General features: G+C 57.1%; 12 protein-coding genes. 6 read left to right on the forward strand and 6 right to left on the reverse strand.

Annotation, left to right across the window (positions count from 1 at the left end):
* Positions 1 to 14: 14 nt before the first annotated feature.
* The 6 genes from gyrB to dnaA all read right to left on the reverse strand — a co-directional run bounded on the left by gyrB (position 15) and on the right by dnaA (position 8,306).
* On the reverse strand, positions 15 to 2,114 hold the full coding sequence (gene gyrB / locus CXQ94_RS12585; protein ID WP_306418901.1) for a DNA topoisomerase (ATP-hydrolyzing) subunit B: 2,100 nt from the start codon (positions 2,112 to 2,114) through the stop codon (positions 15 to 17).
* A 329-nt stretch (positions 2,115 to 2,443) separates the two neighbouring features.
* The gene (locus CXQ94_RS12590; protein ID WP_258067072.1) at positions 2,444 to 2,959 is read right to left on the reverse strand and encodes a DUF721 domain-containing protein; all 516 of its coding nucleotides are present in this window, start codon (positions 2,957 to 2,959) and stop codon (positions 2,444 to 2,446) included.
* Between the two features lie 67 nt (positions 2,960 to 3,026).
* Positions 3,027 to 4,265, reverse strand: a complete 1,239-nt coding sequence (recF, locus tag CXQ94_RS12595; protein WP_104090723.1) for a DNA replication/repair protein RecF — start codon at positions 4,263 to 4,265, stop codon at positions 3,027 to 3,029.
* A gap of 39 nt (positions 4,266 to 4,304) precedes the next feature.
* Positions 4,305 to 5,192, reverse strand: a complete 888-nt coding sequence (gnd, locus tag CXQ94_RS12600) for a phosphogluconate dehydrogenase (NAD(+)-dependent, decarboxylating) (RefSeq protein WP_104090726.1) — start codon at positions 5,190 to 5,192, stop codon at positions 4,305 to 4,307.
* A gap of 51 nt (positions 5,193 to 5,243) precedes the next feature.
* On the reverse strand, positions 5,244 to 6,368 hold the full coding sequence (gene dnaN / locus CXQ94_RS12605; RefSeq protein ID WP_104090728.1) for a DNA polymerase III subunit beta: 1,125 nt from the start codon (positions 6,366 to 6,368) through the stop codon (positions 5,244 to 5,246).
* Between the two features lie 468 nt (positions 6,369 to 6,836).
* Positions 6,837 to 8,306 carry a chromosomal replication initiator protein DnaA gene (gene dnaA / locus CXQ94_RS12610; protein WP_104090730.1) on the reverse strand — a complete coding sequence of 490 codons (1,470 nt, stop codon included), beginning with the start codon at positions 8,304 to 8,306 and terminating at the stop codon, positions 6,837 to 6,839.
* A 555-nt stretch (positions 8,307 to 8,861) separates the two neighbouring features.
* Between dnaA and rpmH the strand changes: the two genes are divergently transcribed.
* The 6 genes from rpmH to rsmG all read left to right on the forward strand — a co-directional run bounded on the left by rpmH (position 8,862) and on the right by rsmG (position 12,164).
* A complete protein-coding gene (gene rpmH, locus CXQ94_RS12615) occupies positions 8,862 to 8,999 on the forward strand; it encodes a 50S ribosomal protein L34 (RefSeq protein WP_011776797.1) in 138 nt (45 codons plus the stop codon).
* Between the two features lie 56 nt (positions 9,000 to 9,055).
* Positions 9,056 to 9,511 (forward strand): ribonuclease P protein component, encoded by a 456-nt coding sequence (gene rnpA, locus CXQ94_RS12620; RefSeq protein WP_104090732.1) that lies wholly within the window; start codon positions 9,056 to 9,058, stop codon positions 9,509 to 9,511.
* Positions 9,486 to 9,887 carry a membrane protein insertion efficiency factor YidD gene (gene yidD / locus CXQ94_RS12625; RefSeq protein WP_104090734.1) on the forward strand — a complete coding sequence of 134 codons (402 nt, stop codon included), beginning with the start codon at positions 9,486 to 9,488 and terminating at the stop codon, positions 9,885 to 9,887. Before rnpA ends, yidD begins: the two co-directional genes overlap by 26 nt.
* Positions 9,888 to 9,905: 18 nt before the next feature.
* Positions 9,906 to 10,868, forward strand: a complete 963-nt coding sequence (gene yidC, locus CXQ94_RS12630; RefSeq protein ID WP_104090736.1) for a membrane protein insertase YidC — start codon at positions 9,906 to 9,908, stop codon at positions 10,866 to 10,868.
* Positions 10,868 to 11,440, forward strand: coding sequence for a R3H domain-containing nucleic acid-binding protein (locus CXQ94_RS12635; RefSeq protein ID WP_104090738.1), 573 nt, complete (start codon positions 10,868 to 10,870; stop codon positions 11,438 to 11,440). Before yidC ends, CXQ94_RS12635 begins: the two co-directional genes overlap by 1 nt.
* A gap of 85 nt (positions 11,441 to 11,525) precedes the next feature.
* On the forward strand, positions 11,526 to 12,164 hold the full coding sequence (gene rsmG, locus CXQ94_RS12640) for a 16S rRNA (guanine(527)-N(7))-methyltransferase RsmG (RefSeq protein ID WP_104090740.1): 639 nt from the start codon (positions 11,526 to 11,528) through the stop codon (positions 12,162 to 12,164).
* Positions 12,165 to 12,212: the final 48 nt, after the last annotated feature.

Genomic DNA, 12,212 nt, shown 5'->3' on the forward strand with positions numbered 1-12,212 from the left:
ATGTCTAGCCTTGTCTAGATGTCGAGGAACCTGACATCCTTGGCGTTTTGCTGAATAAAGTTACGTCGTGATTCAACGTCTTCACCCATGAGAGTGGAGAAAACCTGGTCTACTTCGGCTGCATCATCCATGGTTACCTGAAGCAGGGTGCGGTGGGCCGGATCCATGGTGGTATCCCACAGTTCCGAGTAGTCCATCTCACCCAGACCCTTGTAGCGCTGAATGCCGTTGTCCTTCGGGATGCGCCTGCCCGCAGCCGCCCCTGAGGCCAGTGCGGCGTCACGTTCCCTGTCGCTGAACACGTAGTCGTGCGGAGCATTGGACCATTTGATGCGGTACAGCGGGGGCTGTGCCAGGTAGACGTAGCCACTTTCGATCAGCGGTCGCATGTAGCGGAAAAGCAACGTCAACAACAAGGTGGTGATGTGCTGTCCGTCAACGTCAGCATCGGCCATCAGTACGATCTTGTGGTACCGGGCCTTCTCCACGTCAAAGTCTTCACCAATGCCGGCGCCAAAGGCGGTGATCATGGCCTGAACTTCTGCGTTCCCCAACGCCCTGTCAAGACGCGCACGCTCAACATTGAGGATCTTGCCTCGCAGCGGCAAGATGGCCTGCGTGGTTGGGTTCCTGCCGCGGACGGCGGAGCCGCCGGCCGAGTCACCCTCCACGATGTAAATTTCGGACAGCGCAGGATCCTTGGACTGGCAGTCCTTGAGTTTTCCGGGCATTCCACCGGATTCCAAGAGGCCCTTGCGTCGGGTATTTTCGCGTGCCTTGCGGGCTGCCAAGCGTGCTTGGGAAGCCTGGATGGACTTGCGGATGACGTCGCGGGCAGGTCCGGGATTGCGTTCTAGCCAGTCGCCCAAACCGTCGGTTACTACGCGCTGAACAAAACCCTTGACCTCGGAGTTGCCCAATTTTGTCTTGGTCTGCCCCTCAAATTGGGGTTCAGTCAACTTCACGGAGATGACGGCTGTGAGGCCTTCACGGATGTCATCGCCTGTGAGGTTGTCATCTTTTTCCTTGATGATGTTTTTCTCACGCGCGTAGCGGTTGATCAAGGAGGTCATGGCAGCACGGAAGCCCTCTTCGTGGGTTCCGCCCTCATGAGTGTTAATGGTGTTTGCGTAGGTGTGGACGCTTTCAGAGAAGGACGTGGTCCACTGCAGAGCCAATTCCACAGCCATATGGCGTGAGGAATCCTCGGTTTCGAAGGCAATGACGTCTTCGTGGACGGGCTCGTACTTTTTGGACGAATTCAGGTACTTGACGTAGTCAAGCAGACCGTCCTTGTACTGGTAAATCACTTCACGCCTGCCGGTGACGACGTCTTTTCCTTCAGGAATCGCGTCGAGGTCCGGGTCCTCATCAGAAGACGGCGCAACAACACGATCATCGGTAAGTGTGATCTTCAGGCCCTTGTTCAGGAAGGCCATCTGCTGGAACCTGGCGCGGAGAGTCTCGAAGTCAAACTCGACCGTTTCAAAGATTTCCGGGTCCGGGTAGAACGTTTGGGTGGTACCGGTTTCGGAGCTGTCCTCGCCCTTGACCAAGGTGCCTTGTGGCTTGCCACCGTCGGCAAAACTCATCCGCCATACTGAGCCTTGGCGTCGGATCTCGGTATCGACCCGGCGGGACAGGGCGTTCACCACGGAAATACCCACACCGTGCAAACCACCGGAGACGGCGTAGCCACTTCCACCAAACTTACCGCCGGCGTGCAGGATGGTCATGACAACCTCGACGGTGGGCTTGCCCTCCGTGGGGTGAATATCAACGGGAATTCCGCGACCGTTGTCAACTACGCGGACACCGCCGTCGGCCGTGAGCGTGACCTCGATGTGGTCGCAGTAGCCGGCCAGGGCCTCGTCAACGGAGTTATCCACCACTTCGTAAACCAGGTGATGCAAACCGCGGGGGCCCGTGGAGCCGATGTACATGCCAGGACGTTTCCGGACAGCCTCCAAGCCCTCCAACACCGTGATGTCACCGGCGTCGTAGTGGCTTTCATTGGCCGGGACAACGAGGTCCGCACTGACAGCGCTGGAATCCGAGCTGTCTTGGTCCGGAATTATCGCGTTCCCCGGATTCTCTGGATTGTTCGTAGTCACAGGCGCGTTCGACCCCTTTATAGTTCGCTCGATTGCCACCGACAGGTATTGGCACGGATACCGCAATCCCGTGCATCTTACTCAACCCTTGGAAGCTGTTGATTACCGCTGTCCGAAGTGACGACAAAACGTGTCGTGACGCCGCGGAGAGACAGTCCTGTTCCTGATTCTACCTTGTGGAGGCCCTAAACCGCGTCTGAACGTGCCCTAGGACGCGAGAAAAGCGGCTCAGGATGCAGTGATTACTCGTCCGACGATGGGACATACGCCAAGAGGGGTTTCAATCGCCCTGTAGCGCCGGTGCCACTCGTGTGCAGCGAAGAACTTTCCTATCCGTAAGTGTCTCTGGGGCCCCGCCCCTTGACATTCCGGAAGCCCTTGCGCCAGCTTGGTGCGGTCGGTCCCAAAACCAGTATTTTAGTGACGACGCCGGCGCCTAGTTCCGCGTCAAACTTGGCCAGGAGCGAGGAGGAGAGCAATCTCAGCTGCGTGGCCCAACTCGTGGAATCGCAGCGAACATGCAAAGTGGTGACTTCAAAACTTTCCGGTTGGCAATGCGCCGATATGTCAGCGCCAACCAGAGTGTCCCACTGGGCCATGACCGAACCCACCGCCAGTGGCGAACTCCAGCCCCGATCTGAAACCAGGCGGCTGACCACATTGCCCAGGCCCAGTGGGTCTCTCCCACCGTCCTTGACATCCAAAAACGGAACGCGCTTGTTCTTCGGCGTGGATTTTTCCCCCAGCCTGCTGCGTGGAATCCGCAATTCTCCACGACTCTTGGCAATGGTTCGCATCCTGTTCAAGGCCGCCTGGGGTGCATCAACCTCGGTAACATGGTCCACTTCCTGGGCGGCACGGCGGCTTTTGCTTCCAGTGGCGTCGTGCCTTCCATCGGCCCCAGCTGATGGGTCATCCACCATTGGAAACCACACCGCCCGGAATGACCTGCACCTGTGCACCGGAAAGTTCCGGGGGAATGTCCTCACCCACCGCAGCCGTGACCAACACTTGTTCGGCATCGGCGACCATGAGTGCCAGTTTTCGCCGCCGTTGCGCGTCAAGCTCGGCAAACACGTCATCGAGAATAAGAATCGGCTGGTTGTTGGCAACGTGTTTGTCCTCGCTCAGGACATAGAACGATGCCAGCCGAAGGGCCAGCGCAACCGACCAGGATTCTCCATGTGAGGCGTAGCCGCGGGCCGGGGCCACCCCCAACAACAGTTCCAGCTCGTCCCTATGTGGACCAACCAATGACATACCGCGTTCCAGTTCACGGGTTCGAGACACCGCCAACGCCGCAACGAATTTCTCGGTCAGCTCCTCGATACTGCACAGCGAAAGGTCCGCCGGCTCTTGGCCCTGGGCTGCAAAAGGTGAGTCTTGGGTATCGGAAGGGCCGGCGTCGTGCGATTCCGGCGAAAACGCCAAATCAGCATCAATGCTGCTGCGGTAAATGGCTCGCAAAAGTTTGGATCCATCGGTCAACTGCGCATATGCCTCAGCCATGTGCGGGCGCAAAAGGTTCAGCAATTCCAAGCGTGCGGACAACAAGTGTGCTGCCGCGACGGCAAGGTGCGCATCCCAGACATCCAAGGTGGCAAGGTGCCCTTCGCTGACCCCGTTGCGGGAAAAATGCTGGGCGCGGGCGGACTTCAGCAACGCGTTGCGCTGTTTGAGTACCTTGTCGTAGTCCGAACGGGTAAGCGCGTGTTTGGGCAACATCACCACCAACAAGTCGTCCAAGAAGCGACGACGATTGGAGGGATCACCTTTGACTAGGGCTAAATCCTCGGGCGCAAAGAGGACACTGCGGCAAATGCCCAAGATATCCCTTGCCCGTACCGGATTCGCACGATTGATGCGGGCCCGGTTGGCGCGGGAGGCGTTGATTTCCACTTCCACCATGACTTTTTGGGCACCTCGCACCAACTGTGCACGCACCAAGGCGCGCTCCGCCCCAAAACGGAGCAGGGGTGCGTCCGAACTGACGCGATGCGAGGAAAGCGTAGACAGGTACCCGATGGCCTCCACCAGGTTGGTTTTCCCCAAGCCATTGGAACCAACCAAAACTGTTACCCCAGGTGAGAGAGCCAGATCCACCTGTTGGTAGCTGCGGAAGTCGGTGAGGGAAAGATGCTCAAGAAACACTTGTACTGCCGACTTTTCTTCTTCGTAGTGGGAACCCGATTAGGAACCGGAGGGTTTCGTAGCGTGTCCGCCGAATTGGTGGCGCAAGGCGGAAACCATTTTCATGGCCGGAGAGTTGTCTTCACGCGAGGAAAAACGCGCGAACAGCGCCGCCGTGATGGCTGGTGCCGGAACATCATTGGCGATGGCCTCCTCAACGGTCCAGCGTCCTTCACCGGAGTCTTCCACGTAGTCGTCAATGGATTCCAGACCGGGATCCTCATCCAACGCCTTGACCATCAGATCCAGCAGCCAGGAGCGCACCACTGTCCCCTTTTGCCAGGCGCGGAAAGTCCCCGGCAGATCCTCGATGATGTCCTTTTTGGCCAACAACTCATACCCTTCGGCATAAGCCTGCATCAGCCCGTATTCGATGCCGTTATGCACCATTTTTGCGTAGTGTCCGGCTCCAATGTCACCCACATGAACGAAACTGTCGGCACGCTCACCCTCCGGGCGCAGGACATCCAGGACAGGCATCGCCGTGGCAACATTTTTGGCTGATCCACCGGCCATCAAACCGTAGCCGTTCTTCAGCCCCCAGACCCCGCCTGAGACGCCCACATCCATGAACTCAATGTGCTTTTGGGCAAGCATGGCGCCGTGCTTTTGATCTTCGGTAAAACGTGAGTTGCCGCCGTCGATGAGTAGATCTCCGGCTTCCATATGCTCGGAAAGCTCGGTAATCACCGAGTCAGTGACCGCCCCTGAGGGAACCATGACCCAAATCAGTCGTGGGGCCTTCAGTGCGGACACTAAATCCTTCAGGGACGCAACGTCGGTTACCTCAGCGTTGCTGTCAAAACCCGTGACCTCAATGTTGGCAGCGCGTAGGCGTGCCCGCATGTTGAAGCCCATTTTTCCAAGTCCGACAAGTCCGATGTGCACGGCAATTCTCTTTTCTTGAGTTAAGTTTTGACGCTACTGGGGACGATAACGTTACTGGTTTGGCAGCCTTACCGGCATGACCAGGTAACGGTAGTCATCACGATTTTCGCCGTCAATGTCATCCTGAGCAGTGAGCATGGCCGGCTTCGGCGCGGATGTGAAAGAGAATCTCACATACTTGCTATCAAAAGCGCTGAGGCCCTCGCTGAGGTAGTGCGGGTTGAAGGCAACGGTAATTTCCTCGCCAACCAGGGTTGCTTCCAGGTTTTCTGAGGCCTGTGCGTCTTCACCCGTTCCTGCATCAAGGGTGAGCTGGCCATCGGTGAACATCAATCGAACCGGCGTGTTGCGCTCGGCGACCAAGGACACTCGTCGAACGGCTTCGGCGAGGGCGTGAGTTTCCACTGTCGCGTAAATCGGTGTGTTGTCCGGGAACAAGGAGCGGATCTTGGGGTAATCGCCATCGACCAACAACGAGGTGGTGCGGCGTCCGCCGCTCTCAAAACCGATGAGTTCGCTGTTCTCGGAAAGTGCAATGTTGATGTTGCCGGAACCGCCAAGAGTCTTAGCGACTTCGCTCAAGGTTTTGGCTTTCACCAGTGCACCGGTGGAGATGCCAGGGGAAGTGGGGTTCCAGCGAATTTCGCGAAGGGCCAGACGGTACCTGTCCGTGGCAAGAAGTGTGATCAAGTCACCTTCAATTTCCATTTTCACGCCGGTGAGAATGGGCAAGGTGTCGTCCTTGCTGGAGGCGATGATGACCTGGGCAACAGCCTGGGCGAAGGCTTCACCATCAACTGTGCCGCTCAGATCCGGCAGGGCCGGAAGTTCCGGGTAGTCATTTACCGGCATGGTTGCCAAATGGAAACGACTGCTGCGGCAGGTCAAAGTGACTTTGGAGCCGTCGGTCTCAATGTCCACGGGTGCAGATGGCAAGCTTCGGCAAATATCGGCGAGCAACCGGCCCGAAACCAAAATGGTGCCTTCTTCGGTGATGTCAGCGGGGATTTCCAAACGCGCTGAAATCTCGTAGTCGAAGCTTGCCAGGCTGAGTGTGCCGGCCTCGGCCTTGAGTAAAAGCCCTGAAAGAACAGGTACCGGTGGGCGGGGCGACAAGGAGCGTGCGGCCCAGCTGACTGCTTCGGTCAGAACATCCCGTTCGACTCGGAACTTCACGGAAGGGTGCCGCCTTTCATCTTGCGAAAAGTGTGTGGAGCGCTGGGATGAACTTTTAGGTTCAACCAGGCACTCCAGGATTCGTTGTGGAATTACATGCTTGGAGACAGCTTAGCCCTTTGCGAGCACGAGTCGAACATTGTCATTCCCCTGAACGGGTCTCGGAGTCGGTGGAGAAGAAAATGTTGTTTGAAATGCAGATTTCTTGGGATTCGTAGTGTTAATAAGTCCTGTGGATACTGTGGATAACTGTTCTCGTTGGCGTCATCACGGCGATCTGCCCTGTGCACAATTTGTGAGGCTGTCCCGCATTGTGCTGTGGGGAGCGGTGGAGAACTTTTCGCGCCATTTCGGGGATCCACAGCATGGTGTGTAGTTATCCGCAGGCAAAGGGGGTTTGTGCACTTAACTATCCACAGACTTATCCACACCTGTTAATTCACAAAAATTTTTCGCCCGCTGCGCGGCTTACCCTTCACGCTGCTGCTGTTTGATCTTGTTTGTCAGCTCCGTCACCTGGTTGTAGATGGCGCGCCTCTCAGCCATAAGTTCCCTGATTTTCCGGTCTGCATGGATGACAGTGGTGTGGTCTCGACCGCCAAATTCCTGCCCAATTTTCGGAAGCGACATGTCGGTCAATTCACGGCACAGGTACATGGCGATCTGGCGTGCGGTGACCAAAGTTCGGGTGCGTGACTTGCTGCACAGCTCCTCCAAGGAGATGTTGAAGTAGGCCGCTGTCTGCCCCAAGATTGCCGTGGAGGTAATTTCTTGAGCTCCGTCATCGGTGATGAGATCCTTCAGGACCATCTCCGCCAAACCCACGTCAACTGGCTGCCGGTTCAGGCTGGCAAACGCAGTCACTCGGATCAGAGCACCCTCAAGTTCACGAATATTGGTAGAAATCTTGGAGGCAATGTATTCCAGGGCGTCATCCGGGGCGGAAAGCCCCTCCCCGATGGCCTTCTTACGCAAAATGGCGATACGCGTTTCCAGTTCCGGAGGCTGAACATCGGTGAGCAAGCCCCACTCGAAGCGTGAACGCATCCGCTCTTCAAAGCCCTGCAGCCTCTTCGGCGGAAGGTCGGAGGTGATGACCACCTGCTTGTTGTGATTGTGGAGAGCATTGAACGTGTGGAAAAACTCTTCCTGGGTGGCGTCCTTGTTGGCCAGGAACTGGATGTCATCAATGAGCAAGATGTCCACGTTGCGGTAGAGCTGCTTGAAGCTGGCACCTTCGTCATCGCGAATGGAGTTGATGAAGTCGTTGGTGAACTCTTCGGAGTTGACGTAGCGAACACGGATGCCGGTGTAAAGGCGGCGGGCGTAGTGGCCGATCGCGTGCAAGAGGTGGGTTTTCCCCAAACCCGAATCACCGTAGATGAACAACGGGTTGTAAGCCTTGGCTGGAGCCTCGGCCACTGCGACGGCGGCGGCATGGGCAAAGCGGTTTGAAGAGCCGATCACAAAAGAGTCAAAAACATACTTCGGGTTGAGCCGGCCAAATTCTTGTGAGGTGCTGGGCAGCATCGGCGAGGGCTTCGAGGCGCTGTCGCTACGTTCTGAACGCTCAATTCGTTCAACACGATCATGGCGTTCCGCGCGCTGAGGGGCCTGCTCCGGAGCGGCTTCCTCTTCCTTGACGGGAGGGACAAGATCGGAGTTGACGCTGAATGCGCAGCTGATCTCTGCCGGAAATACCTGTCGTAGAGCATCAACCAGTGCCGTATTGAGCTGAGTTTGGAGAACCTCACGCGTCAATTCATTGGGTACGGCAACCAGGAGGGTGTTGCCGATGAGTCCCTGCGGCTGGGTGAGGACAACAAATCCCCGTTGACGCGGCGAGACCCGTTCGTCTTGTTCCAAAATCCGGATAACCCGACGCCAGGAACTACCAACGTCGTTGATCTCCTCGGTATTGATCCCCTCAGTGCCCATCGACTGTTCCCCTTTACTCCGTTCGATCGCTGCCGAATCGGAATCTCGTGTTTGCGCGCTCATTGCGCGTGACTTGCCTTACATTTTCAAGGCATTGCCCGAATGTGGGAAGGATGCATCAGCATCCGTCATCCACAGAGTTATTCACAACCCGTGGATAACTTGCTACCGGCCTAGCCTAAAGGATCAAAAGGCCAGAAGATAGCGAGGAAAATCGCTTGTGGATAAATGTCACACCTTGGGGTCATTTTGGGCCCTTCCCGCACAGTTTGTCCACGGTTTATCCACCGCTCTATGCACAGCCCTGACCTGGGACGAAGGTGGGAAATCGTTGACATTTGGCCTTGTGCAGCCATCGATCGGGACTGCCGCAGTTTGACTAGGGGGGTCCCGGTGACCTAACGTTGTGAAGTCCCATGTGTCTGCTTTGCGCTCTTGCGCATACTCCTTGTTACTGAGGAGGGAAATGCGGGCATCCATATACTTAGCGTCGACCCCTTTCTTCCCTGTTAGCTTCGGGCAAGGCGCATCTTTAATTGTCTTGGAGTAACTACCGTGAGCAAGCGGACTTTTCAGCCGAACAACCGCCGTCGTGCCAAGAAGCACGGCTTCCGTCTTCGCATGCGTACCCGCGCCGGCCGTGCCATTTTGGCCGCACGCCGTGGCAAGGGTCGCGTCGAGCTGTCGGCCTAAACCAATAACTGCTTGACGATCCGTCGAGCCTTACAGAAGTAGCGGTTGATCGCAGGGTGCTAGCCACCAGAAATAGAATGCGGACCTCCGCTGACTTCTCACATACTGTACGTTCCGGCGTCCGCAATGGACGCCGGAACGTAGTGTTATATGTGGTGTCAACTTCTCCCGACGCACCCAGCAAGGTTGGGTTCATCGTGGCGAAGACCGTTGGGAACGCTGTGACGCGCAATCTCGTTAAAAGGAGACTGCGCGAAATAGTTGTTGAGACGATTCGCAACCATCCGTATGGCGTCAATGTTGTTGTCAGGGCCCTGCCCGCTTCAGCAGATGCCACGTGGGGCGAACTTGTCAACGACTATCAGCGAGCGTTTTCCAAAGTTTCCCCCCGCTTGCGGGTGGAGGCAGCGGAACCGTTGGCGGAGAGCCTCCAACGGGACACCTCAACACTGGCAGTTGTAGAGGCCGCCGTGTCGAAAGGAGATGATGTCCGTGACCCAAGCAAAGCTTGAGAGTCGCGCAACGAGCCGCCCGACCGTCGTCGGACGGTTCTTGTGGCATCTCCCGCAAAACATTTTGATAGTTGTCTTGAAACTGTACCGGCGATTCATCTCACCCATTTATGGGCAGGTGTGCCGGTTTTTTCCGTCCTGTTCGGCATATGCCTTGGAGGCCGTCACCGTTCACGGTGCAGTTAAAGGCAGCTGGTACGCGGCACGTCGCATTGTGCGTTGCCATCCTTGGAATTCCGGTGGCATCGATCCGGTCCCCGCGCCGGCGCACGTCAACTGGGATGATCCCTCCAAGGTCCCCTTCATTGTCCAACTGAACCACCCAGACTTCTTTCTGGCAGCTCAGGCGGATACACAAAGTCGCCCTGCGGCTTGAGGAGATTAGAAAAGAAATATGGGCTTCTTCGATACAATTCTGTTCCCCTTCAAATGGCTCGTGTCATGGATCATGGTGCTCTTCCATGACGGGTTGACCTTCCTTGGAATGGATGCGGCTTCAGGTATTACCTGGACACTGTCCATCATCGGGCTGGTGTTGGTGATTCGTGCCGCCTTGATTCCGGTGTTCGTCAAGCAGATCAAGGCCCAGCGCGGAATGCAGGCGCTGCAGCCGGATATGAAGAAGCTGCAGGCCAAGTACAAGGGCAAGACAGACCAACTCTCCCGCCAGGCCATGGGCCAGGAACAGATGGCCTTGTACAAGGAACACGGCACCAACCCGTTCTCCGCATGCCTGCCCATGCTGATCCAGATGCCGTTCTTCTTCTCCCTGTTCCAGGTTCTCTCCGGTGTGGCGAAAGCCAACTCCACGAGCACTGGCATTGGTGCTATGAGCCACGACCAGGTTGCCCAGTTTGATCAGGCCACCATTTTTGGGGCCCCCCTCTCTGCTGCTTTCCTGCCGCAGCTCCAGGGTGGCGACCTCAACGTTTCGGTTGTGGTTCTCTCGATCATCATGATCCTGGCCATGATTGCCTCGCAGTTCATCACGCAGAAGCAGATCATGTCCAAGAACATGTCTGAAGAGGCCATGGCGGGCCCGTTCATGAAGCAGCAGAAGATGATGCTGTACGTACTGCCCCTGGTCTTCGGTATTGGTGGCGTGAACTTCCCCATCGGTGTCTTGATCTACTGGACCACCACCAACATTTGGACCATGGGACAGCAGTTCTTCGTGATCCGACGCATGCCTACTCCCGGCTCACCGGCCTACAAGGAATACCAGAAGCGTCGCGAGGCCAAGGGCCTGCCGCTGCTGGGTGCTTCGAAGAAGGCTACGGAAGCCGCGGTTGAAGTTGTTCCTGAGCCCAAGGCCCAGCGAGTCCAGCCACAACGTAAAAACAGGAAGAAGAAATAATGCCTGCTGAAACTGAGATTGTGCCCGAGGAATCCGTTGATCAGGACACTGGCGTCCAGGAAAACTCCGATCAGGACGCCCCTGAGCAGCACGGCGCAGCCGGCGCAAGCCGCCTCGAGGAAGAGGGCGACATTGCCGCCGACTACCTGGAGGAACTGCTGGATATTGCCGATATCGATGGCGACATCGACATTGAGGTGCGCAATGGCCGGACGTACATCTCGATCGTTACTGATGAGGAAACCGACTCGCTGAAGGCCCTGGTTGGCCAGGACGGTGAAGTCCTGGATGCACTCCAGGAGCTGACCCGCCTGAGCGTTCTCTCCGCAACAGAGAGCCGCTCCCGTCTGGTTCTGGACATCTCCGGCTATCGGGATCAACGCAACGTTGAACTGGCCCAGATCGCCAAGGACGCTGCCGAGGCCATCAAGGCTGGCAGTGCATCTGTGGCACTGACGCCAATGGGAGCCTACGAGCGCAAAATTGTGCATGACGCCATTGCCAATCTTGGCTTGGAATCAGAATCTGAGGGCGAGGGCGCCAGCCGCCACATCGTCGTCACCGCTTCATAGAGTAAAAAACAAGATTCAAAATTGACGGTCCCGCTCGCCTGCCAGGAGGCAAGCGGGCGGGACCGCTCGCGAGGGGACACCTGTTGTGGTAGAGCTAACTGCCGAAGAAACCATTGCCGCAGAGCGGATCTTTGGCGATCGTCTTGACCTGGCCAAGCGGTACGTGGAGCACTTGGCCACGTCCGGGATTGAACGCGGACTCATCGGTCCACGAGAGGTTCCGAGGTTGTGGAGCCGCCACGTACTCAACTGTGCCGTGGTCGCTGAGTTGATTGACGACGGCGCGAAGGTCGCCGACGTGGGCAGCGGTGCCGGCCTGCCAGGCCTGTGCCTGGCCATTGCTCGCCCCGATCTGTACCTGACACTCATCGAGCCCCTTGAACGCCGCGTTACCTGGCTTGAAGAGGTGGTCATGGACCTTGGCCTGAACAACGTGGAGATCGTACGCGCCCGCGCCGAAGCTGCCATTGGCAAGGTGGAATGTAGTGTCGTCACCGCTAGGGCCGTCTCCGCGTTGGATACCTTGGCTCAACTGACCATCCCCCTGCTTGGTGGCAAAGGTGAGCTCCTGGCGATCAAGGGTCGCAGTGCCGGGGAGGAAATCACCAAGGCGGCCAAGACCATTAAGAAGCTCGGCGGTGTGCAGACTGAAGTATTGATTGCCGGTGCTGACATCTTGGACGAGCCCACCACTGTAGTGCGCGTCAAGGTTGCGCGGCGCTGATTCCGCATGCCCCGCATGAGAACCGATAGGCTAGTGTCTGGCAAACAC

The organism is Arthrobacter sp. GMC3 (genome assembly GCF_002929305.1).
GTDB lineage: Bacteria > Actinomycetota > Actinomycetes > Actinomycetales > Micrococcaceae > Specibacter.